General features: G+C 33.2%; 23 protein-coding genes. 19 read left to right on the top strand and 4 right to left on the bottom strand.

Going from position 1 to position 25,076, the window contains the following annotated elements:
* Positions 1-35 precede the first annotated feature (35 nt).
* On the top strand, positions 36-1,118 hold the full coding sequence (locus ACY191_RS10710; protein WP_042738970.1) for a CAP domain-containing protein: 1,083 nt from the start codon (positions 36-38) through the stop codon (positions 1,116-1,118).
* Positions 1,115-1,549 (top strand): YlbF/YmcA family competence regulator, encoded by a 435-nt coding sequence (locus ACY191_RS10705; RefSeq protein WP_042738969.1) that lies wholly within the window; start codon positions 1,115-1,117, stop codon positions 1,547-1,549. Before ACY191_RS10710 ends, ACY191_RS10705 begins: the two co-directional genes overlap by 4 nt.
* A gap of 782 nt (positions 1,550-2,331) precedes the next feature.
* Here the strand turns inward: ACY191_RS10705 and ACY191_RS10700 are convergent.
* Positions 2,332-3,249, bottom strand: a complete 918-nt coding sequence (locus ACY191_RS10700) for a glycerophosphodiester phosphodiesterase family protein (protein WP_042738968.1) — start codon at positions 3,247-3,249, stop codon at positions 2,332-2,334.
* Between the two features lie 133 nt (positions 3,250-3,382).
* Between ACY191_RS10700 and ACY191_RS10695 the strand changes: the two genes are divergently transcribed.
* The gene (locus ACY191_RS10695) at positions 3,383-3,634 is read left to right on the top strand and encodes a YlbG family protein (RefSeq protein WP_042738967.1); all 252 of its coding nucleotides are present in this window, start codon (positions 3,383-3,385) and stop codon (positions 3,632-3,634) included.
* A 56-nt stretch (positions 3,635-3,690) separates the two neighbouring features.
* Here the strand turns inward: ACY191_RS10695 and ACY191_RS10690 are convergent, their stop codons facing one another.
* The gene (locus ACY191_RS10690) at positions 3,691-4,080 is read right to left on the bottom strand and encodes a DUF7147 family protein (protein ID WP_229367118.1); all 390 of its coding nucleotides are present in this window, start codon (positions 4,078-4,080) and stop codon (positions 3,691-3,693) included.
* A 62-nt stretch (positions 4,081-4,142) separates the two neighbouring features.
* Here ACY191_RS10690 and rsmD point away from each other — a divergent pair, with 62 nt between their 5' ends.
* Together rsmD and coaD are read left to right on the top strand one after the other, a co-directional pair.
* Positions 4,143-4,685, top strand: coding sequence for a 16S rRNA (guanine(966)-N(2))-methyltransferase RsmD (rsmD, locus tag ACY191_RS10685; RefSeq protein WP_229367119.1), 543 nt, complete (start codon positions 4,143-4,145; stop codon positions 4,683-4,685).
* Position 4,686: 1 nt separating this feature from the next.
* Positions 4,687-5,172, top strand: a complete 486-nt coding sequence (gene coaD, locus ACY191_RS10680; RefSeq protein ID WP_042738964.1) for a pantetheine-phosphate adenylyltransferase — start codon at positions 4,687-4,689, stop codon at positions 5,170-5,172.
* A gap of 597 nt (positions 5,173-5,769) precedes the next feature.
* On the opposite strand, the gene ACY191_RS10675 is transcribed toward coaD, so the two are convergent.
* On the bottom strand, positions 5,770-6,900 hold the full coding sequence (locus tag ACY191_RS10675; protein ID WP_229367120.1) for a nucleotidyltransferase: 1,131 nt from the start codon (positions 6,898-6,900) through the stop codon (positions 5,770-5,772).
* 126 nt (positions 6,901-7,026) lie between these two features.
* Between ACY191_RS10675 and ACY191_RS10670 the strand changes: the two genes are divergently transcribed.
* From ACY191_RS10670 to pheT, 6 genes are all read left to right on the top strand, one after another.
* Positions 7,027-7,572, top strand: coding sequence for a YceD family protein (locus tag ACY191_RS10670; protein ID WP_042738962.1), 546 nt, complete (start codon positions 7,027-7,029; stop codon positions 7,570-7,572).
* 82 nt (positions 7,573-7,654) lie between these two features.
* Positions 7,655-7,828, top strand: coding sequence for a 50S ribosomal protein L32 (gene rpmF / locus ACY191_RS10665; protein WP_001830121.1), 174 nt, complete (start codon positions 7,655-7,657; stop codon positions 7,826-7,828).
* Between the two features lie 130 nt (positions 7,829-7,958).
* Positions 7,959-8,900 (top strand): M23 family metallopeptidase, encoded by a 942-nt coding sequence (locus ACY191_RS10660; protein WP_229367121.1) that lies wholly within the window; start codon positions 7,959-7,961, stop codon positions 8,898-8,900.
* Positions 8,901-8,925: 25 nt separating this feature from the next.
* Entirely contained in the window at positions 8,926-9,666 is a 741-nt protein-coding gene (locus tag ACY191_RS10655) for a TrmH family RNA methyltransferase (protein WP_107512169.1), read from the top strand.
* 334 nt (positions 9,667-10,000) lie between these two features.
* On the top strand, positions 10,001-11,059 hold the full coding sequence (gene pheS, locus ACY191_RS10650; protein WP_042738959.1) for a phenylalanine--tRNA ligase subunit alpha: 1,059 nt from the start codon (positions 10,001-10,003) through the stop codon (positions 11,057-11,059).
* Positions 11,059-13,461, top strand: a complete 2,403-nt coding sequence (gene pheT, locus ACY191_RS10645; protein WP_042738958.1) for a phenylalanine--tRNA ligase subunit beta — start codon at positions 11,059-11,061, stop codon at positions 13,459-13,461. The genes pheS and pheT overlap by 1 nt, the downstream gene beginning before the upstream one ends.
* A gap of 299 nt (positions 13,462-13,760) precedes the next feature.
* Here pheT and rnhC read toward each other — a convergent pair whose 3' ends face one another.
* Entirely contained in the window at positions 13,761-14,690 is a 930-nt protein-coding gene (gene rnhC / locus ACY191_RS10640; RefSeq protein WP_229367122.1) for a ribonuclease HIII, read from the bottom strand.
* Positions 14,691-15,004: 314 nt separating this feature from the next.
* On the opposite strand from rnhC, the gene zapA reads away from it, so the two are divergent.
* From zapA to sdhA, 8 genes are all read left to right on the top strand, one after another.
* Complete coding sequence (gene zapA / locus ACY191_RS10635) at positions 15,005-15,271, top strand: cell division protein ZapA (protein ID WP_042738956.1); 267 nt, start codon at positions 15,005-15,007, stop codon at positions 15,269-15,271.
* Entirely contained in the window at positions 15,271-15,792 is a 522-nt protein-coding gene (locus ACY191_RS10630) for a CvpA family protein (protein ID WP_042738955.1), read from the top strand. The genes zapA and ACY191_RS10630 overlap by 1 nt, the downstream gene beginning before the upstream one ends.
* A 119-nt stretch (positions 15,793-15,911) precedes the next feature.
* The gene (gene polX / locus ACY191_RS10625; RefSeq protein WP_229367123.1) at positions 15,912-17,624 is read left to right on the top strand and encodes a DNA polymerase/3'-5' exonuclease PolX; all 1,713 of its coding nucleotides are present in this window, start codon (positions 15,912-15,914) and stop codon (positions 17,622-17,624) included.
* 9 nt (positions 17,625-17,633) lie between these two features.
* Complete coding sequence (locus ACY191_RS10620; protein ID WP_042738953.1) at positions 17,634-19,982, top strand: endonuclease MutS2; 2,349 nt, start codon at positions 17,634-17,636, stop codon at positions 19,980-19,982.
* Positions 19,983-20,063: 81 nt separating this feature from the next.
* Entirely contained in the window at positions 20,064-20,378 is a 315-nt protein-coding gene (trxA, locus tag ACY191_RS10615; RefSeq protein ID WP_042738952.1) for a thioredoxin, read from the top strand.
* Positions 20,379-20,533: 155 nt separating this feature from the next.
* Positions 20,534-22,321 (top strand): excinuclease ABC subunit UvrC, encoded by a 1,788-nt coding sequence (uvrC, locus tag ACY191_RS10610; RefSeq protein ID WP_229367124.1) that lies wholly within the window; start codon positions 20,534-20,536, stop codon positions 22,319-22,321.
* 338 nt (positions 22,322-22,659) lie between these two features.
* Positions 22,660-23,271, top strand: a complete 612-nt coding sequence (locus ACY191_RS10605) for a succinate dehydrogenase cytochrome b558 subunit (RefSeq protein ID WP_042738950.1) — start codon at positions 22,660-22,662, stop codon at positions 23,269-23,271.
* Between the two features lie 40 nt (positions 23,272-23,311).
* A complete protein-coding gene (gene sdhA, locus ACY191_RS10600; protein WP_042738949.1) occupies positions 23,312-25,075 on the top strand; it encodes a succinate dehydrogenase flavoprotein subunit in 1,764 nt (587 codons plus the stop codon).
* Position 25,076 lies beyond the last annotated feature (1 nt).

The raw sequence follows: 25,076 nt of genomic DNA, 5'->3' as shown, positions 1-25,076 counted from the left end.
ACAATGAACCTAACATGCTAATAGGTGGGTGAGCGATGAAGAAACTGATAATTAAAGTTATTGGTGTTTTAGTATTAATTTGTTTTCTGATTTATCTATTTTACTCACCACGTTTAAAGTTTGATGTTTTAGAAAATCCCAATAAAAATACTACGAAAACAACACAAACAACACAAACTCAGGATTTTGATAAGAGTAAAAATACTGCTGAAAATCCGATGCCCAAAGATGGTGTAGGGACGTGGGTTGGTCAAAGTCTAAGTAAATTGACTAAAAAATATGGACAAGCAGATCGTGTGTATCCATATAAAGATAATTATAAAAACTACGTATTTAAAGAAAAAGAAGCATATTATTTAGTTACAACCAAAGATGGCATAATTAAATCTGTTTATGCAACAGGTAAAAAGGCTAATGTTGAACCATTACATATTACTAATAATGCTGCACATGTGTTTGAGAAGTTCAGCGTTAATCCAGAGCCGACGATTACTTCCAATGGTAAGAAATATGAACTGGAATTATCTGATACTGACATGAAGACGCAGTCATTAGTGAAATTTAAAAATATGTATGCTCAAATTTATATAGATCAACAATCGAATCATATCGTTGCGGTACGATTTTTAGATAGTGATGCTTTAGCTGAATTTAAACCATATCAAATGGTTACTTCTAAAGAAGAAAAGGAAGTAAAAAGTAAACACGGTAATGCGCCATACGCTCAAAGTTCTAATCAGTTGATGACGCTTTATGAAATAACTAATGAAATGCGCAAATTAAAGAATACACAACCATTAAAAATTAATAATAAATTAGCACACATTGCATCGTTTAATTTATACGAAGCAACAGGACAAGATGATAGTGCTGAATTTACTGAAGATGCATTAAGAGATCAATTAAATGCTCAGGAAGTACCATTTACGTATAGTAGTCAAAATGTAGGGTATGACTTTAATGACGTACCGACGTTAATACACAGTTGGTTGAATTCTGATACGCATCGCTCTAGAATGTTGAATGCAAAGTATAATGAAATGGGCGGCGAAGTAATGGAAGGCTATTATACACTCATATTTGTAGGTGAAAAGAAGAAAGGAGATGACCAAGAATGATAACTGAAGAGACATTAACGTTATTGGATGATATTGAAGCGCTAAGTGATAAAATAGTGGATTCGCATATTTATAAAGCATATGAAGCGGCGCAACAAGCATTGTCAGATAATGATGAGGCACATCTTTTATATCAAGCTTTCTTAAAGTCGAAGCAAAATTATGATGAAATTATGAGATTTGGTAAATATCATCCGGATTATCAAAAGGTAATGTTAGAAACGAGAAAGCGAAAACGTGCATATGAAATGTTACCTGTCGTCATGGATTACAAACAAAAGGAAGTTGCATTGCAAGACTTGATTGATGAGGTAATAGTTAAAATTGCTTATTCATTCTCGGAAAATGTAAAAATTGAAACAGGAAATCCTTTCTTTCAAAAAGATTCTGGTGGCTGTTCAACAGGCGGGTCTTGTAATTGTTCGTTATAATGTAACGGAACATAGAAAAATTTTATATTTAAAGTAAGTGTTTGGGCTTAAATCCCAGAAAAACAGCACTCAGATGATTGAATTCAATTTATCTGAGTGCTGTTTTATTCAATATCTAGTATTATTGGCTCGCTTTCCTAGGGGACAGCTTCAGCCTGTAGTCTTCAGCTTGTCTTGCTCCCACAGGAGTCTCGCCAAAATACGTTGCATGCATAAGTGATTTCACATTAACATACATTGAAGTCCACGTATTAAATGTGCCTTGTTTGCAATCGAAATAAATCATTAAATTGCTAACGCTTTATCTACTGTACTTTTTATTCAATATCTAGTATTATTGACTCGCTTTCTTAGGAACCAGCTTCAGCTTGTAATTTTCAGCTTGTCCTGCTCCCACAGGAGTCTCGCCAAATACATTGCATTAATATGTTGATTTATATTAAAAAGTATTTAATAAAATAAGGTCTATCCGTATTATTTAGTAAACACTATTAAATTAAATTTACAAGGTGTCTTAAATATGCAGAGTAAGAAATGACTCAATATACACTAACGTTTTAAAATTAAGTATATCTCTATAAATAATATGTCACGATAGGTTAATAAAAGTGTACAAACAAACCGTGAAAATAAATTATATGAATTCAAACATTACTATAGTGCCACATGCTATCATTCTAAATGAATATTAAAAAAGGCAATTTCTATATGATTTCAATAGAAATTGCCTTTTTTTACTTGTCCGAAAACTTTATATCTTCGACCTTTTATAATAGCCAAGATTATTTATAAGTTAGTTTAAAGCGCTCTGCAAGGTCTGGGCGATCAGTAATTAAAGTATGTGCGCCATGATAGACTAAGTCATTCATCAAATCCAAATTATTAACATGACAATATCCAGGAACGATATTGCGCTCATTTAACCAGTGAATAAAACGTGGTGAATTAAATTTTATACCATTTCGTTCAATTGGTAGAATAAAGGTATGTGCTTTTGTAGCAAATAAATTGCCAGCACCTAAATAAAAGTGGATGAATCCCTTCATCATATCATTCTTGCTAGCAGCAATTGCTGTATTCGGGTTAAGGTGTCTGAAATAATCAATTATTTCTCCTTGATTGCTGCCGATTACTATACGATTATCTGAATTATATTCATTAATTATGGTATTTACTTTTTCGCAAATCAGGTGGTTTCGTTGTTGTGTTGATTGATTAATTAAATGAATATTTACCTTAGCATTTGGATAATAAGTTAATAATTCTGTTAAGGTTAATATAGTAGCGTCTTTATGGTTACGATAAGGTGTCTGACCATTGATATCAGTAAAATAGTATCCTGCATCTAATTTTTTTATTTCGTTAAGCGTATGTTCACTCACTGTACCTGAGCCATTTGTTGTTGCATCTAATGAGGTGCTATTGAAAACGATGACTTGATCATCTTTAGTCAGGGTAACACCAACAGCGAATCCATCTATATTATGAGCAATTGCATTATCAAATGCGAGTTTAGTATTTTCAGGTCTAACAGCTGATCCACCGCGATTGGCTAGAATATAGGGTGCTGTTTGACTATAAAAATGATGTGTCGGTAAATTTTCAGGCTTTCTTTTATATTTATTAATGAACAGCAAGCTACCTACTATACCTGCTAAGCCAATGAATGATCCTTTAAACATTTTATTAAATTTTGACATGTACAAATCCTCCTTAGTACATAAATATACTTAGTAATATAGCAAAAGATTGTTCAACTGCAAAATAATTGTTATTTATAAAAATAATAGGAAATGATATCATAAAAGGGCTAATAAATGGAGTGAGAAGAAAATGAATATTGTGCCTAGAACAAGTTTAATTATATATTTAAAACATATGAAACATGAAAGACAAATTAGAAAATTTGGTCATATCGTAAGTTCTAATAAAAAGCAACGTTATGTTGTAATGTATATCAATGAAAGTGACTCAGATCAAATAGTTACTAAATTGATGAAACTAAAGTATGTGAAAGAAATAGAAGGCTCTCCTTATAAATATTTAAAAAAGCATTATGAAAAGGAACAACATGAATTTTCATAAATAAGAGCCTTAATGTATTTGCTTTGCGTACAGTGAAACATAGGTTTGTAGCTACATTATTGTAATGGCGGAATCCAACGCTGTAATCTTAGTACGCTAATTAAATAATTATAATATAGTTCTATATCATGAAATGTCTCAGGTGGTTTTACATCTACACCCTTTATTTCTATTTTGTACTGCTCGGCCTGTTGATTAATTAGTTCAAATTTCTTATTGGAATTTGGATATGGATAATTCAAGGCATTAATCATGATATACATGGCTTGGAAATGTCGACCACTTGTTGGTTTCATGATAATGGCTACAGATGATCGTTGGTGTTCGGAAGTCGGTGTATGAAAGTAAACAATATAATCTATGCGGGCATAGTTATATTCGATAAGTGTATTAAATTCAAATAAATCTGTTAAACCTTCACCAATTTTAATAAAAGATTGTTTCATAAGCTATGTTCCTCCTTGCTTATGAATTATAAAGAATATAATTTAAGAATGGAAGTGTTGAAATGAGAGTTATATCTGGAATGCATAAAAGCAAGCCATTAGAGAGCATCGAAGGTCGTAACACACGACCAACAATGGATAAAGTCAAAGAAGGGATATTTAACAGCTTGCATGATGTTTCAGGATTAGGGTTAGATTTATTTGCAGGTAGTGGTGCTTTAGGTATAGAAGCACTGTCACGCGGTATGGATAAAGTAATATTTGTTGATCAAAATTTTAAAGCAGTTAAAGTGATTAAGCGCAATTTAGACCATTTAAATATTGCAAGTCAAGCTGAGGTATATAAAAATAATGCAGAACGTGCATTAAAAGCCTTAGCCAAGCGTGAAATCCAATTCGATGTAATATTTTTAGATCCGCCATATGAAAAAGGGTTGATTGATGATGCTTTAGAGCAAATTGCAAAGTTTAATTTATTAAAAGAAAATGGTATTATCGTTTGTGAGTTTAATCATCATGAAAAAATAAAAACTGAACCATTCCGAGAGATTAAACAATATCATTATGGTTTAACAGACACTTTGTTATTAGAAAAGGGAGATTAAAATGTCTAGAACTAAAGCAGTCATACCAGGTAGTTTCGATCCGATTACATATGGGCACATTGATATCATTGATAGAAGTGCGGATCGTTTTGATGAATTGCATATTTGTGTGTTAAGAAATAGTAGTAAGGCGGGTACATTTACTGTAGAAGAACGAATAGATTTGATAGAAGCTTCAGTTAAACATTTAGATAATGTGACGGTGCATCATTTTGATGGATTATTGGTAGATTTTTGTGACCAAATTGGTGCTCAAACTATCATTAGAGGATTAAGAGCTGTTAGTGATTTTGAATATGAATTACGCTTAACTTCAATGAATAAAAAGTTAAATAGTAATGTTGAAACAATGTATATGATGACTAGCACTAATTATTCATTTATCAGTTCTAGCGTAGTAAAGGAAGTTGCTGCATATAAAGCAAATGTATCTGATTTTGTGCCTGAACATGTTGAAAAGGCATTAAATGAAAAATTCAAGAAATAAGACAATACAGTGACACCAACAAATTTGATGAAGCCATCAAAGGTTGGTGTTTTTTGCTGTTTAATTGCGAGAACAATTGATAAAAGGGTGAATACATGAGTAGCCTCATGCATAAGCCCCACTAATCTCGATAAAATCGAGAAGTGAATAGAGGAATACATGAGTAGCCTCATGCATAAGCCCCACTAATCTCGATAAAATCGAGAAGTGAATAGAGGAATACATGAGTAGCCTCATGCATAAACCCCACTAATCTCGATAAAATCGAGAAGTGAATAGAGGAATACATGAGTAGCCTCATGCATAAGCCCCACTAATCTCGATAAAATCGAGAAGTGAATAGAGGAATACATGAGTAGCCTCATGTATAAGCCCGACTAATCTCGATAAAATCGAGAAGTGAATAGAGGAATACATGAGTAGCCTCATGCATAAGCCCCACTAATCTCGATAAAATCGAGAAGTGGATAGAGGAATACATGAGAGTGCTCATGCATAAGCCCCACTAATCTCGATAAAATCGAGAAGTGGATAGAGGAATACATGAGAGTGCTCATGCATAAGCCCCACTAATCTCGATAAAATCGAGAAGTGGGGCTAAAAAATGACGTGTGTGTTAAAGTCGTTAGCTGTATCATTGGATAATAAATTATAGATGTTCGTACTCTTAATTTCGTTTTTAAATGTCATGGCATTACGTTTATTGATTTGTGTTACAAAATTTCGTTCTGGAAATTGTTGTTTAAGGTATTTTAAGTATTTTTGGCCACGTTGATTCATTCCTAGTATACGAACAGAGTCTATTTGTGTTGGTATGTCATCATAAGTGTAATCTAGCAATACATTCATCAGTACACGCTGTAAATGTGTATAGGTATAGCGTTTGGTCTTGATTAACTGCATATATGATTCGAATGAAGTTGCTTGCAAGATTAAATCTTTTAGCCTATGTTCTAAACCTTCAGTCATTGTGTAGATATTTTGTAAACTTGAGGGACTCTGAGTTAATAATGCATACTTTAAGTAATTAAATGTGCGCTCAGTTGTCACAATATTTGAATGGTATAAATGTTTTATTTGAGATGGAACTACGTTTTGCCAATCCTGATCTTCAAGTTGGAGAGATTGTCGGATTGATGTACCACTTGCAAAGTGCATATGTTGTATTTTACTATCGTGGTGTTTTGATGCGTGTCTTTTTATGGTAACTGGATTAATATTAAAGCCATGCTTTTGTATGGCATTAACATATGAAATCCCTAAAGTGTTATTAGGTTCAGTTAATAAATGGTTATCTGAAATTAATTCACTAAGTATGCGCGGGTAGCTTTTGCCTTCTTTAATTTTTTGAGCAAAGGCTGAGGTTTGTTCAATTTTTTGCATTTGTTCAGCGAGATTTAAAAAAGCATTAATATCGCCCGACTCGCTACCAAATGCAAGGTGGTCGACATTTAAATAATTAGCTACGCGTACTGCGGCATCACCAAAATAGCTTCCAGCTGATAGTGAAGCATGAGCAGGAAGCTCTACGACTAAATCCACAGCATGTAGCGCCATCTGAGTTCGAGTAAATTTATTATAAATTGCAGGTTCTCCTCGCATAACAAAGTTTCCACTCATGATTGCTATAGAAATTTCAGAATCAGTGATTGACTTTGATTTCTCTGCATGGTATAAGTGACCATTGTGGAAAGGATTATATTCAGTGACTAGTGCAACGCTTTTCATTTGCATTTCTTCCTTTCAGAATTCATTATAGATATTGTAACAGATATAATTGTGTTAAGAAAAAATCTTGACAACTTATATCTATAAAGTTAAAATAAATTTTGTGCTTGTTAGAGGTGAAGCCATATGAAATGGTCAATAACGCAATTAAGAAAATTCCAAGATAAACCTTTTGAATTCAATCAAACGGTGAATTTTGATCATTTAGTAAAATCATTAGATTTAATAGATTTATCTGAAATAAATGTTGATGGCGAATTGACAGTAAAATCAAATGAAGTCATTGCAGATATGCATGTTACAGGAACATATACGATGGCTTGTGCGCGTACGTTAGTTCCAGTAGAAGTTCCTTTAGATATCAGATCTCAAGAAGTATTTGATCTAGAAGGATATAATCAGTATGGTGATGACGATGAAGATGAACATTATCATGATGCATCAGATGGCATGATAAATCTAAAGGATATTGCTGAAGAATTAGTTATCATTGAAAAGCCAATGCGTGTTTTCGCAGATAATAGTGATCAAATGTTACGTGAGGGTAATGGTTGGGAAGTTATTGACGAAGAGCAAGCGATTGAGAATGCGAAAGAAGCAGAAGAATCTGAGTCTCAGCAAATCGATCCTAGGCTTCAAAAACTACAACAATTATATGACGAAGAGCAATAGCAGAATTTTGTAATCTATAGTATAATAGATTATTGAATCTGAAAATAACTATTTTAGTGTTTGAATATAAGGAGGATTAATCATGGCAGTACCAAAAAGAAGAACGTCTAAAACAAGAAAAAACAAACGTCGTACTCATTTCAAAATTTCAGTACCTGGTATGACAGAATGCCCAAATTGTGGAGAATACAAATTATCTCACCGCGTATGTAAGAACTGTGGTTCATACAATGGTGAAGAAGTTGTATCAAAATAATTTCATTAATTTAATGACTTGATGAAAGTCTTTTAATATCGTTCATTAATTATTCACTAAATAATTTTTGAGCGATTTTTTATTTATATAGATGTAAATTTGATATCGAGCGATAGGTTGTGTGAAATCAATGGAAGCAATGAATCCGCAAGAAATTATTGAAAAAATTGAGAATAGTGATGTCAACTGGATATATAATCATTTTAGCGAAGATTTTCAAGAAGTATCTGCGCTATTAGAATTGGAAAAGCTACTAAAAGTATATAATGAGAAAAGAAGTGTGAATTCATTCTACAAACATATACATATAAACAGACAAGACGAATACCTGTGGTTCGATGACAAGAGGACAACGGGTGTTAGTGTTACATTGAATAAATATAATGAAATAATTGGTTTTGCATTATTACCTATACAACATCAAGATAGTGCAAAGTATTCCAAACTGCAATATACTATGCCAATTGAAGAAGCGTGGACGGTTATTGCCGGCGGAGATAATGAATTATTAAATCATCACTTCCATTATAAACGTTACAAACATGCTATTGATTTAGTGAAGTTAAAAGATCAATGTAGCTATCAAGGTAGCCCTAATCAATTAACTAATTACTATGCCTACAACTTAACTGTCGTTGCACCAGCTAATGGTGAAGTTGTAGAAGTTGTTGATGGCATTCCAGATTGTGTACCTGGAGAATTTAATGTAAAACATCCACAAGGTAATTATATTATAATTAAGCATGCAAAACATGAATATAGTTTAATTGCACATTTAAAGCCTAATTCACTAAATGTATCAGTAGGAGATGAAATCTTTCGCGGACAACATATTGCGAAAGTAGGTAATTCAGGTAACACATCAGAACCACATATACATTTTCAAATTATGGATCGAAAAGATATCGCTAAAGCACATACGCTAAAAATCAAATTACAAGAGACGATTTCACCTGAAAAAGGTGATATAGTAGACTATACAGGAAATAACATCTTAATTGAAAAGGAACATTTCTTGTTATCCTTTATAAAAAATATACGTACAAATATCTTACAACTTTTTAAAAGTTAAAATATGAAAATAAAGAGGCTATGCTATGGAAATGATTACGTCCGCACAAAATAGTAAAGTTAAAAATGCAAATAAACTCAAAAAGAAAAAAGATCGAGACAAAACAGGTCAAGCCCTTATCGAAGGCTATCACCTTATCGAAGAAGCTTATCAAAGTAAGTTAACGATAAAACAATTATTTATAGTAGATACTTCTAGAATTAGCTCAGATTTAATTGAATATGCAGAGGAAGTATTTGAAATAAATTTAAAAGTTGCAGAAGCATTATCTGGAACTGTGACACCACAAGGTTTTTTTGCTGTAATTGAAAAACCTAATTATGAAACAACAACAGCAAAGCAAGTATTGTTGATTGATCGTATACAAGACCCAGGGAACTTAGGTACTTTAATTCGTACTGCAGATGCTGCAGGTATAGATTTAATTGTGTTAGAAAAGGGCACTGCAGATCCATACCAGGACAAAGTATTAAGAGCCAGTCAAGGTAGTGTGTTCCATTTACCGATTATCATTGATTCTTTAGAATCATTTATAGATTCGTTTGATGGACCAGTGTACGGAACGGCATTAGAAGAAGCTGTTTCATTTCACGAGATAAGTGCGAAAGAACACTTTGCATTATTATTAGGTAATGAAGGAGAAGGTGTGTCGCAACAATTATTGGCGCAAACAACTCAAAACTTAACAATTCCAATTTATGGAAAAGCAGAGAGTTTAAATGTTGCTATTGCTGGCAGTATCTTGATTTATCATTTGAAAGGTTGACCCTTTAAATGAAAATCGTATATAATAAAAGTAATGTTAAACAGTAGAATATGAACCAATAAAAAGACGTAAACTAAAATAATGTAGTAGCACAAGGGAGTATATCCGTAGACTGAAAGATATATCTCTACATTTAGTTTTTTTCACCTTTTTGGTTACTTAAAGAGATTTAAGTCGGAAATGACTCCGTTATCAATAATTACAAGTGTATGCTTATGCATAAATTTGGGTGGTACCACGGAAGGCTTTCGTCCCAGTTTCAACGGGATGGAAGTCTTTTTTGTATTTTTATTGGTTTTACTTAACGAGAAAATAGACAAATGGAGGTTAAATCATGGCACAAACTGAAGCGATGACTGAAATTAAGCAACAGGCATTAGTCGATATAAATGAAGCTAAAAATGAAAAAGAATTACAAGATGTAAAAGTGAAATATTTAGGTAAAAAGGGTTCTGTAACAGGGTTAATGAAACATATGAAAGATTTACCTAATGAGGAAAAACCAGCATATGGACAACAAGTTAATGAAGTTAGACAAGCAATCGAAGGTGAAATAGAATCACGTCGTGAACTTCTAGCAAATGAAGAATTAGAACGACAATTAAAGGCTGAAAAAATCGATGTGACATTACCAAGTAGAAAAATGTCTATTGGTGCCAAACATCCATTAACACGTACAGTTGAAGAAATCGAAGACCTATTTTTAGGATTAGGATATGAAATTGTTGAAGGATTTGAAGTTGAACAGGACTATTATAACTTTGAAGCTTTAAATTTACCGAAATCTCACCCGGCAAGAGATATGCAAGATAGCTTTTATATAACGGACGAGATTCTGATGCGTACACATACATCGCCTGTACAAGCAAGAACGATGGAACAACGAAATGGTGAAGGTCCAGTTAAAATTCTATGTCCAGGGAAAGTGTATCGTCGAGACTCTGATGATGCGACACACAGTCACCAATTTACTCAAATCGAAGGATTAGTGGTAGACGAGAATATTAAGATGAGTGATCTTAAAGGGACATTAGAACTTTTAGCTAAACAATTGTTTGGGGAAGATCGTGAAATTCGTCTAAGACCAAGTTATTTTCCATTCACAGAGCCATCAGTTGAAGTAGATGTGTCATGTTTCAAATGCGGTGGCTCAGGATGTAATGTATGTAAACAAACAGGTTGGATTGAAATATTAGGTGCAGGGATGGTTCACCCGAACGTACTTGAGAAGGCTGGATTCGATTCAAATAAATATTCAGGATTTGCGTTTGGTATGGGGCCTGATAGAATCGCTATGTTGAAATATGGAATTGAAGATATCCGTCATTTCTATACTAATGATGTAAGATTCTTGAATCAATTTAAAGCAGTAGAAGATAGAGGTGAAAAATAATGTTTATTTCTAAAGAATGGTTAGAGACATATGTTGAAATTGATCAACCAATAAACGAATTAGCAGAAAAAATTACACGTACGGGTATCGAAGTAGATGACATTATCGATTATACAAAAGAAATTAAAAAATTAGTTGTCGGTAAAATTAAAGAAATCGCACCACATCCAGATGCGGATAAACTAAATATTTGTCAGGTAGATATTGGCGAAAGTGAACTCGTGCAAATTGTTTGTGGCGCACCAAATGTAGATGCAGGACAAACAGTAATCGTCGCTACAGTTGGTGGTAGATTACCGGGTGGTATCAAGATTAAGCGAGCAAAACTACGTGGAGAACGCTCAGAAGGTATGATTTGTTCGTTACAAGAATTAGGTTTATCAAGCAACTTAGTGCCTAAAGCCTTTGAAGACGGTATTTATGTGTTTTCTACAGAGGTAGAGCCAGGAACAGATGCACTTAAAGCACTATATTTAGATGACCAAGTAATGGAATTTGATCTTACACCAAATAGAGCAGATGCATTAAGTATGGTGGGTACAGCATATGAAGTCGCTGCATTATACAACGTTGCAATGAATAAACCAAAGACTAAAACAGAAGCATTATCACAACAAGCTGCTGAGGAACTGTCAGTGACTGTTCAAGATTCTGATAAAGTCCCATATTACAGTGCACGTATTGTTAAAAATGTTACGATTGCACCTTCACCTGAATGGATGCAAATGAGATTAATTAAAGCTGGTATTCGACCTATCAATAATGTGGTTGATATTTCAAATTATGTACTATTAGAATACGGTCAACCTTTACACATGTTTGATCAAGAACAAATTGGTTCAAATCATATCGAAGTACGTCAAGCTCATGAGAATGAAACGATGACTACTTTAGATAATCAAGAAAGATCATTACTAGCATCTGACATAGTTATAACTAATGGCGAAACGCCAATTGCCATTGCAGGCGTAATGGGTGGCGATTTTTCAGAAGTAACAGAGGCTACAAAGCATGTTGTAATTGAGGGCGCTATTTTTGATCCGGTATCTATTCGTCATACTTCAAGACGATTGAATTTAAGAAGTGAAGCGTCTAGTCGCTTTGAAAAGGGAATTGCTACAGAATTTGTAAATGAGGCAGTCGATCGTGCTTGTTACTTATTAGAAACGTATGCTAATGGACAAGTTTTATCAGATAATGTAGCACAAGGTGATTTAGGTTCATTCGTCACACCAATTAATATTTCAGTTGATAAAGTGAATAATACAATTGGCTTTGAATTGACTGCTGAAGAAATCGAGTCTATTTTTGTGCAACTTGGCTTTGAGACGACGAAGAATAATAATGAATTAACTGTCAAGGTTCCGTCTAGACGTAAAGATATTACGATTAAGGAAGACTTAATTGAAGAAATTGCAAGAATTTATGGTTATGATGAAATACCTTCAACATTGCCGGTATTTGAACATGTAACACATGGTGCTTTGACTGATAAACAAGCTAAATCACGTATTGTAAAAGAAACACTAGAGGGTGCAGGCTTAAGCCAAGCAATTAATTATTCTTTAGTCGATAAAGAGAGAGCGCAAGACTTTGCATTAGAAACGCGTGATACAATCGGCTTGTTAATGCCAATGAGTGAAGCTCATTCAACATTGAGACAAAGTTTGATTCCTCACCTTATTGATGCAGTTGCTTATAATGTTGCACGTAAAAATGCTGATGTCCGACTTTATGAACTAGGTAATGTATTCTTTGGTAATGGTGAAGGTGAATTACCAGATGAAGTTGAGTACCTAAGTGGGATCTTAACTGGTGATTACACAGTTAATACTTGGCAAGGAAAAAAGGAAGAAATAGATTTCTTTATTGCTAAAGGTATCGTAGATCGTATAGCAGAAAAATTAGATATTCAATTTGATTATGAAGCAGGTGAAATTGCAGGCTTACATCCAGGTAGAACTGCAATTGTTAAATTAAATGGTGAAACTATAGGCTTTGTTGGTGAATTACATCCAAAAGTTGAAAAGGAATATGACTTAAAACGTACTTATGTCTTTGAATTGAATTACGATAAATTAATGTCAGTTTCAGTTGGATATATTAACTATCGTCCAATTCCTCGTTTCCCTGGAGTATCAAGAGACATTGCATTAGTGATAAATCGAGACGTGCCATCCGCAACGCTTGTTAAAGAAATCGAAGCACATGGTGGAGATATACTTCAAAATGCACAAGTATTTGATGTTTATGAAGGTGAACATGTTGCAGAGGATGAGAAATCAATTGCAATTAGATTATCATACTTAGATGTTGAACAAACATTGACTGATGATAAGGTAAATGCAGTACATGAAGATATCTTAACAGCGTTACAACAACAAGGTGCAACAATTAGATAATTTAACAACTTTGTAAGGAAAAGAATTTAGTTTAACTTATAAATAAATCAATCATAAAAATAGTTCAAAAAAAGAATTACATCACCATCGAAAGTATTGGCGATGTAATTCTTTTTGTTTTGTTTATAACTGTTTAATTTGACATATGGTAAAAATACAAATCTGCAGAGCATATCTGGCAATCATAAATTTGCGCAACAAACGATTAACCGTTAACTCAACGCTTAGTGTGAAATACAATTTGTGAAGTAAGATATAAACAACTGCAATGTTAGGTTCTAAATGAGATGTAAATTTGATTATGAATGTCGTTTTTTGTCAACAAGTGCCTGTGCTTTATTTCGATTTGCAAAGTGTTTCTTTGAAATAGAATCTAAATAGGTAATGCCTTTCTTTTCGATAATTCTTGCAGCGGCTAAATCAACTTTATTACTTGCGCCTTTGGGAATTTCGCTATGAACTTCTGCAGAAATTTGATCCATATATTTGACAAATGCGTATCGTGAAATAATGCTTGCTGCCGCAATAGCAATAGATTTTGATTCACCTTTGGTCTCGAATTTAGTAATGTTGCTATGTGGAAGCTCACTTAATGCATAACGCGTATAAACACCACGTTCAGCAAACTGATCAATAACGATATAGTCCAATTCGTTTGTTTCGATTTTATTTACAACATTTTTTATCGCTTCGTTGTGTAATACAGCTTTCATCTTTACCTGTGACCAGCCAGCTAATTGTTTCTCATTATATTTAGTGTTGTGCATCGTTAGTAATGAGTGAGGTAAAAATGTAACAATTTGTTCTGCAAGTTCGACGATTTTTTTATCTGTTAATTTCTTTGAATCATCAACTCCGAGTTCTTTTAAAACTTGAACATGTTTTTTTGAAACATAGGCAGCACACACTGTAAGTGGTCCAAAATAATCTCCGCTTCCAGCTTCATCACTGCCTATGCATTGAAATTGATTATAATTTATCTTTGATTGTGTGGGTGTATGCTTTGATGCAGTTTGTGTATTTGCATGATTAGGTAGCAATTGACCTGCCACAGTTGAAGCTTCCTTGCCTTGAAACATAACTTTATTTGAGTTGTAAATGGAAATGGATGTGTTTTTATATTTGGCTTTGGCTTTCATACCTTGTGGTAGTTTGCCTGTGTCGCAGTTAATTTTCGACATTAATTGTTGAATTTCAGGATTTGTTAATTTATATACTACATTTGACATTTGATTGCCTCTCTTTTTTGAAATTACTGTTTCGATTGACAGTTTTCATCATACCATAGGATGAAACATACACACTACCCAACAACAATATGCATGAATAACTGTGATATCGCAATCGTTCAATTGTTCTAAAATTATTTGAAATCTTCGAACTATAAATTTTTTCAAATATAACAAATCACACCTCTTACAAAATAATATTTAGTCGTGTATAATGGTTCGTGATAAATATTCTAAATTAGAAATATTGAAAGTTATATGTTAGGACAAATTTTATTTTATTCGGAAATTTATATTAAGTCAGGAGTTATACTATGGGCGAATTTAAAAATAGGATAAACGTAACGATAAATGATCAACATTATACAATTGTAGGTGAAGATAATCCTGAGCACATTCGATATGTTGCACATCTAGTGGATGAACAGCTTAAGTCTCTAGGAAGAAAAAGTACAGGATTAGATACTACAAGAAAAGCGATATTAACAGCTGTTAATATTATGCATGAAAAAGTTCAATTAGAAGAAGAAAATTACCGTTTGCAACAAGAGATAAAGCAATTAAAAAATAGTGAAGATTAATGTTAATTGATTTATTAATCATAGTAATTTTTTTATACATAGGCATGATTGGGTTTAGAAGAGGCGTATGGTTAAGTATTATGCATTTAGGAGCGACTTTTTTATCATTGTACATTGCACAAAAGTGCTTTATTAAGTTGTCACAGTATTTAGAGCTCTTTATACCATTCCCAAAAACTCGAGCTTATGATATGCATTTTGCTTTTCAATTTGATAATCTACAGTTACGTTTTGACCATTTAGTTGCATTTCTAATTGTAGCTACAATTACGAAGGTTCTTTGTTATGCTATAATTGTTTGCTTTGATAATATAATCAAATATAAAAAAATGTTTATGTTGAGTCGGTTGATTGGTGTACTCTTAAGTATTGTTTCGTCAATAATTATATGCACTACTTTAATTTATGCTATGGCATTGTATCCTTTATCAATCATCCAAACACAGTTATCGCAATCTTTTATTGCTGAAATATTAATCTCACATATACCATTTATATCTACTTTTGTGGTCAATATATAAATTTTCCAACAATTAAACATATAATATATTAATAAAATATAGGAGGTCAGGGCACAACCGATTTACTGTTGATAGAGCAACGGTAACTTGTCTTGACCTTTTTTTATGGGGTGAAGGTAATGACGAAAAAAGATATTATTCAATTATTAGAGAAAATAGCAGTTTATATGGAATTAAAAGGAGAAAATACATTTAAAGTTTCTGCTTATAGAAAAGCGGCACAAAGTTTAGAAATAGATGAACGTCCATTAGAGGAGATTGAAGATGTAACTGAATTAAAAGGGATTGGTAAAGGCGTTGGTGAAGTCATTAATGAATATAGACAACACGGTACAACTTCTACTTTAGATGCATTAAAGAAAGAAGTGCCGGAAGGGCTTATCCCATTAATGAAAATTCAAGGTTTAGGCAGTAAAAAAATTGCCAAATTATATAAAGAGTTGAATATTGATAATAAGGAGTCATTACAACGTGCATGTGAAAATGGCGAAGTCAGTGCATTAAGTGGTTTCGCTAAAAAAACTGAGCAAAATATTTTAGAAGCAGTTAAAGCGCTAGGTGCTAAAAAAGAAAAGTATCCAATTGATCAAATGAGAGGGCTTAACACAGAAATTAAAGCATATTTAGCTACAATTACTGAAATTGAAAAATTTGAGGTGGCAGGTAGCTTTAGACGTTTTAAAGAAATGAGTAAAGATTTAGATTTTATTATCAGTACACAGGCACCTTTAAAGGTGCAAGAAGCGTTGTTACAAATTCCCAATAAAGTAAAGGAAGTTGCAGTGGGTGCTACAAAAGTATCATTAGAGCTTGAATATGATGATGAAACTATAGGTGTGGATTTCAGGTTAATTGAGCCTGCAGCCTTTTATCACACGTTACAACATTTCACTGGTTCTAAAGATCATAATATTCGCATTAGACAATTAGCTAAAGAACAAGGCGAAAAAGTTAGCGAATATGGTATTGAGACTGAAAACGGTGAATTATTACAATATCAAAGTGAAGCGGAAATTTACCAACATTTCAATGTAGATTGGATTGCACCTGCAATTCGTGAAGATGGTAGTGAATTTGACAAAGACTTAACAGATATTATACAGCTCGGTGATATTAAAGGTGATTTGCATATGCATACTACCTATAGTGATGGCGCATTTAGTATTGAAGATATGGTGAAAGCTAATATTGCTAAAGGCTATGAATTCATGGTGATTACAGATCACTCCCAAAGTTTAAAAGTAGCAAATGGTTTATCTGTTGAACGTTTGTTACGTCAAAATGAAGAAATTAAAAAGTTGAATGAAAAATATAAAGAAATAGATATATATTCAGGCATTGAAATGGACATCCTACCAGACGGGAGTCTTGATTATGAAGATGAAATTTTAGCGCAATTAGATTATGTTATTGCGGCAATTCATCAAAGCTTTAATCAACCACAAGAAGAGATTATGCGTCGTTTAGAAAACGCGTGTAATAACCCTTATGTAAGGCATATTGCACATCCAACTGGTCGTATTATTGGTAGAAGACCTGGATACGAACCTGATATTGGACAACTATGTGAATTAGCGGAAAAAACAAATACTATATTAGAAATTAACGCCAATCCTAAGCGTTTGGATTTAAATGCTGAAACATTAAAAAAACATCCTAATGTTAAATTGACTATAAATACAGATGCACATCATATTGATCATTTGGAGTTTATGCAATATGGCGTTGCAACTGCACAAAAAGGGTTTGTAGCTAAAGATAGAGTAATAAATACTATGTCTAGAGATGCGTTTAAATCAATGATTGAAAACAATATTAAAATGAAGAAATAGAGGGATTGTATGAGACAGAAGTCATTAAATGTCTTAGAATTCGATAAAATTAAAGCACTCGTCGAAAAAGAAACAATGAGTGATATAGGTAAAGCTAAAGTAGCAGAAATGAGTCCAGCAACGGATTTTAAAACTGTTGAATTTCAAATGAATGAAACAGATGAAATCGCACAAATATACAATAAACATCGTATGCCTAGTTTAAGTGGTTTATCACAAGTGACTCAATTACTTCATAGAGCCAATATTGGTGGTGTCTTGAATGTTAGAGAATTAAATGCGATTAAACGTTTGATTCAAATTCAAAATCAATATAAAACATTCTATAATGGGATTCTAGAAGAAGATGAAGAAATCAAATATCCAATTCTGAACGATAGAATGGAACAATTACCGGTACTAAATGATTTATTTCAAGAAATTCATCAAAAATGTGATGCGTATGACTTGTTCGATAATGCTAGTTATGAGCTACAAGGCATTCGTAGCAAAATTTCTAGTACGACACAACGTATCAAACAAAATTTAGACAAAGTAGTTAAAAGTCAGTCCAACCAAAAAAAATTGTCGGATGCAATTGTTACTGTCAGAAATGAACGCAATGTTATCCCAGTTAAAGCTGAATATCGCCAAGATTTTAGTGGAATTGTGCATGATCAATCAGCTTCAGGTCAGACATTATATATAGAACCATCATCAATAGTGGAAATGAATAACCAAATTAGTCGTTTGCGTAATGATGAAAAAGTTGAATGTGAAAGAATATTAACGGAATTAACACGTTTAGTAGCAGAAGAATCTGATGCTTGTTTAGTTTCAGAGTCCATCATAGGTCAAATTGACTTTTTAACGGCAAAAGCACGCTATGCAACAACAATCAAGGGTACGAAACCAGAATTTACAGCAGAGCGTACAGTATATTTACCTAAAGCATTCCATCCATTACTAGACAAAGATACAGTGGTTGCCAATACGATTGAATTTGCTAGCGATATAGAAACTGTTATTATTACAGGTCCTAATACAGGGGGTAAGACGGTTACATTAAAAACATTGGGGCTTATTATAATGATGGCTCAATCTGGTCTGTTAATTCCTACATTGGATGGTAGTAAATTAAGTGTCTTTGAAAATGTTTACTGTGATATCGGTGATGAACAATCTATAGAGCAGTCATTATCCACGTTCTCATCTCATATGAAAAATATTGTAGAAATATTAAAAAGTGCCACGAAAAATAGTTTGATATTATTTGATGAGTTAGGTGCAGGCACTGACCCAAGTGAAGGTGCAGCTTTAGCTATGAGTATATTAGACCATGTTCATGAAATTGGTTCACTAGTTATGGCTACGACACATTACCCAGAATTAAAGGCTTATAGTTATAATCGACAAGGTGTAATGAACGCCAGTGTTGAATTTGATGTAAATACATTAAGCCCAACATATAAATTACTTATGGGTGTACCTGGTCGTTCAAATGCCTTTGATATTTCTAAAAAATTAGGTTTAAATATTGAAATTATACAAAAAGCTAAATCAATGATTGGACAAGACGAACAAGAAATAAATGAAATGATTGCTTCACTCGAATATAACTCTAAACGTGTTGATGAACAGCGTATTGAATTAGAGCAACTGTTAAGAGAAGCACAAGAAACACATCAATCATTAACAAAGCAATATGAGAATTATCAAAATCAAGAAAAGCAAATGTTAGAACAAGCTAAAGAAAAAGCAAATCAACGTGTGAAATCAGCAACTAAAGAAGCGGATGAAATACTTAAAGAATTGCGAGAATTAAGAGATAAAAAGGGTGCTGATGTAAAAGAGCATGAACTTATAGATAAAAAGAAACAACTAGACGATCAATATGAATCAACTTCACTAAAACAAAATGTTCAAAAACAAAAGTGGGATGAAATTAAAGCCGGCGATGAAGTGAAAGTATTAACATATGGACAAAAAGGTGAAGTATTAGAGTTGATTGACGAAAATGAAGCTGTAGTTCAAATGGGCATTATTAAAATGAAATTACCAATTGAAGATTTAGAGAAAACGAAAAAAACAAAAGAGCAACCTACAAAAATGGTTCGACGACAAAATCGACAAGACGTGAAAATGGAACTTGATTTGAGAGGCTATCGTTATGATGAGGCGATGGTAGCTGTTGATCAATATCTTGATCAAGCTGTGTTGAGCAATTACGAACAAGTTTACATTATACACGGAAAAGGTACAGGTGCCTTACAAAAAGGTGTTCAAAACCATTTAAAACAGCATAAAAGTGTGGCATCATATAGAAATGGTATGCCGAGTGAAGGTGGCTTTGGTGTAACCGTAGCAGAATTAAAATAAACGTGAGCAAGAGCTATGCAGAATAATATAAAGTCTGTTATAATTTGCTCATCATTTGAAATTTAAGGAGGATTGGCATTTATGGCAATCGTAAAAGTAACAGATTCAAACTTTGATGAAAACATTCAATCAGGAGTTAATTTAGTAGATTTTTGGGCAACTTGGTGTGGACCTTGTAAAATGATAGCACCAGTATTAGAAGAATTAGCAGGAGACTATGAAGGTAAAGCTAATATCTTAAAATTAGATGTTGATGAAAACCCATCAACAGCTGCTAAATTTGAAGTTATGAGTATCCCAACTTTAATCGTATTTAAAGATGGTGAACCAGTAGATAAAGTAGTTGGTTTCCAACCTAAAGAAAACTTAGCAGAAGTTTTAGATAAACACTTATAAGTCAAACTAAGAAGAACTGGGACATTATTTATTTAATGTCCCAGTTTTCAATTTGCAAGCAATTTTATATATTGCTAGACAGTTATTTGTTATTTTATAATATAGAGCAAGTTTCAGCAGTCAATAAAATATTATAATAGAAAGGAGGACACATAATGGAAACCTATCAGGCTGAAATTAAACAAAAATTGTCAGTTGTTCCTATGGAACCAGGTTGTTATTTAATGAAAGATCGTAATGATCAAGTGATCTATGTTGGTAAGGCTAAGAAGCTTCGTAACCGTTTAAGATCTTATTTCACAGGAGCACATGATGCTAAAACTACTAGACTTGTAGGTGAGATTCGTAATTTTGAGTTTATCGTAACTTCTAGTGAGACAGAATCTTTATTGCTAGAGTTAAATCTAATAAAGCAATATCAACCACGTTACAATATATTGCTTAAAGACGATAAAAGTTATCCATTTATAAAAATTACAAAAGAAAAGCATCCTCGCTTAATCGTTACGAGAACAGTAAAGAAAAATAGTGGTAAATATTTCGGACCTTATCCTAATGCATATTCAGCGCAAGAAACTAAAAAGCTATTAGATCGTATTTATCCTTTTAGAAAATGTGACAAAATGCCAGATAAATTGTGTTTATATTACCATATTGGTCAATGTATGGGGCCTTGTGTCTATCCTGTTGATTTAGAAAAGTATGCTGAAATGACTAAAGAGATATCGGATTTCTTAAATGGAGAAGATAAGACCATTTTAAATAATTTAGAGCAAAAGATGCTAGACGCTAGTGAAAAGTTAGATTTTGAACAAGCTAAGGAATATAGAGACTTAATTCAACATATTCATAATTTAACTAAAAAGCAAAAAATAACTTCATCCGATAATACTATAAGAGATGTATTTGGTTATAGCGTATCTAAGGGCTGGATGTGTATCCAAGTGTTTTTCATTAGACAAGGGAATATGATTAAACGTGATGCAACTATGATTCCAGTACAACAGACACCAGAAGAGGAGTTTTATACCTTTATTGGTCAATTTTATGATTTAAATCAACATATATTGCCAAAAGAAGTTCATATACCTAATCATTTAGATAAGGATATTATTCAGTCTGTTGTTGATACTAAAATAATACAACCATTAAAAGGTAAGAAAAAAGAAATGGTTGATCTAGCAAAGCATAATGCAGAAGTTACATTAGAAAATAAATTTGAATTAATATCAAAAGATGAGTCACGCACAATTAAGGCTATAGAAGAATTGGGAGATAGAATGGGGATACAGACTCCAATTCGAATCGAAGCATTTGATAATTCCAATATTCAAGGTGTAGATCCAGTATCAGCAATGGTGTCATTTATAGATGGTAAACCAAATAAAAAAGGTTACCGAAAATATAAAATCAAAACGGTTGAGGGACCTGATGATTACAAGTCAATGAGAGAGGTTGTGCGCCGTAGATATACTCGCGTGTTGAATGAAGGTACACCTTTACCTGATTTAATTATTGTTGATGGGGGTAAAGGACATTTGAATGGTGTAATTGATGTCCTTGAAAATGAACTTGGTCTAGATATTCCTGTTGCAGGATTGCAAAAGAATGATAAACACCAAACATCTGAATTATTATACGGTGAACAAGCCAACATCATACCACTGAAGAAAAATAGCCAGGCATTTTATCTGTTACATCGTATTCAAGATGAAGTACACCGTTTTGCGATTACTTTCCATAGGCAAACAAGACAAAAGACAGGTCTTCAATCTGTACTTGATACGGTTGAAGGTATAGGTTCAAAGCGCAAGACAAAATTATTACGTACATTCGGCTCAATCAAGAAAATGAAAGAAGCATCAGTTGAAGAATTACAGGCAGCAGGTTTACCAGTTAAGGTTGCACAAAACCTTCGTCAAGCTTTAGATGACAAGAAGTGACAAAATTTATGGCATGAGAATCATTCTCATGCCCAAAATCTTATATTTTAGTGTTACAATATCTAATAACAGGGATTCTTTTTTTTAACAGTATATGTAAGCGTTTTATAATTGAGAAATATTATCAATTATGCATCATATTTTAGCAATTATGTAATTTTAAATCAGGAATATGCTTCAACGCTAAATTAGATGTACAACGAATAAGTTTAATTTACATGTCACCGTTAAATTTATTCGTTGTCTAGCATCAACTTTACTAAATAAGTAAACGCTTTACTATACACTGTATGAAAGAATACCAAATAAATTTATTTGTTTCACAGGGGGGCTTCCTTTTGGCATATTCGAAAAATCAATTCTATTTAAGACGCTTACACTCACTGTTAGGCGTAATTCCAATAGGTGGATTCTTACTTGTCCATTTGTTAGTAAACCATCAAGCTACTAAAGGCGTGGAGGCATTTAACAAAGCGGCAGGCTTTATGGAATCATTACCTTTTTTAATTGTATTGGAATTTGTAGTCATTTATATTCCGATTTTCTATCACGCGGTTTATGGTGTACATATTGCTTTTACAGCGAAGGAAAATGTAGGACATTACTCAAGATTTAGAAACTGGATGTTCTTGTTACAACGTTTGACTGGAATATTAACATTCATATTTGTTGCGATTCACTTATGGCAAACACGTATCCAACGTGCATTAGGTCATGAAGTTAACTTTGATATGGTACATGATATCGTGTCTAATCCATTTTGGTTAATTTTCTACATCATTTGTATGTTATCAGTAACATTCCATTTCGCAAATGGTCTATGGTCATTCTTAGTAACATGGGGTGTACTACAATCTAAAAGATCACAACAAATTTTCACATGGGTATCACTCATCGTGTTTATCGTAGTGTCTTATATTGGTTTAAGCGCTATTCTCGCATTTTTATAATTTAAAAGTCTTAGTTATATATTTAGGGGAGTGACAATTTATGGCAGAGAAGAAAGTTATTGTTGTCGGTGGTGGACTGGCCGGTCTCATGTCAACAATTAAAGCAGCAGAAAAAGGTGCACATGTGGACTTGTTCTCATTAGTTCCAGTTAAACGTTCACACTCTGTGTGTGCACAAGGTGGTATTAACGGCGCAGTTAATACTAAAGGTGAAGGTGACTCACCGGCTGTTCACTTTGATGATACAGTTTATGGTGGAGACTTCTTGGCGAACCAGCCACCAGTTAAAGCCATGACAGAAGCAGCACCACAAATCATTCATTTATTAGACCGTATGGGCGTAATGTTTAACAGAACAAATGAAGGTTTATTAGACTTCAGACGTTTTGGTGGTACATTACATCACCGTACTGCATATGCTGGTGCGACAACAGGACAACAATTACTTTATGCTTTGGATGAACAAGTTCGAAGCTTTGAAGTAGATGGATTAGTTAATAAATATGAAGGTTGGGAATTCCTCGGAATAGTCAAAGATGACGATAATATGGCTAGAGGAATTGTTGCTCAAAATATGACTACATCTGAAATCGAATCATTCGGTTCGGATGCTGTAATAATGGCAACAGGTGGCCCAGGTATTATCTTTGGTAAAACAACAAACTCAATGATTAATACTGGTTCTGCAGCATCAATTGTATATCAACAAGGAGCAATGTACGCGAATGGTGAATTTATTCAAATTCATCCAACAGCGATTCCTGGAGATGACAAATTACGATTAATGAGTGAGTCAGCTCGTGGTGAAGGTGGACGTATTTGGACATACAAAGACGGTAAACCTTGGTATTTCTTAGAGGAGAAATACCCTGATTATGGTAACCTTGTTCCTCGTGATATCGCTACACGTGAAATTTTTGATGTATGTGTGAATCAAAAATTAGGTATCAATGGTGAAAACATGGTTTACCTTGACTTATCACATAAGGATCCACATGAATTAGATGTTAAACTCGGTGGTATTATTGAGATTTATGAAAAATTCACAGGAGACGATCCACGTAAAGTACCAATGAAGATTTTCCCAGCAGTACACTACTCAATGGGTGGACTATACGTAGATTATGATCAAATGACTAACATTAAAGGTTTATTTGCAGCTGGTGAATGTGATTATTCACAACACGGTGGTAACCGATTAGGTGCCAATTCATTACTTTCTGCTATTTATGGTGGTACAGTTGCAGGGCCTAATGCTTTAGATTACATTGCAAATATTGAAAAGTCATACACTGACTTAGATGATGCTATGTACGAAAAAGCAGTTCAAGTAGAACAAGAAAAATTTGATCAACTATTAACTATGAAAGGTACTGAAAATGCCTATAAGATTCATAGAGAATTAGGGGAAATCATGACAGCTAACGTAACAGTTGTACGTGATAATAAAAAATTACTTGAAACAGATAAGAAAATTGTAGAATTGATGGAACGCTATCAAAATATTGATATCGAAGATACACAAACTTGGAGTAACCAAGCAGTATTCTTTACTCGTCAATTATGGAACATGTTAGTTCTAGCACGTGTAATTACGATTGGTGCATATAACCGTAATGAATCTCGTGGTGCGCATTACAAACCAGAATTCCCAGATAGAAATGATGAAGAATGGTTGAAAACAACACTTGCGACATATCAAGGTAAATCAGAAGCACCTAAGTTCACTTATGAACCAGTTGATATCAGTTTAATTCCACCACGTAAACGAGATTATTCTACTAAGTCTACAGGGGGTAAATAAT

This window comes from Staphylococcus sp. TCBT05, from assembly GCF_055179755.1.
Note: the sequence above shows the minus strand (reverse complement) of the source record. Positions and strands in the feature narration are given on the sequence as shown.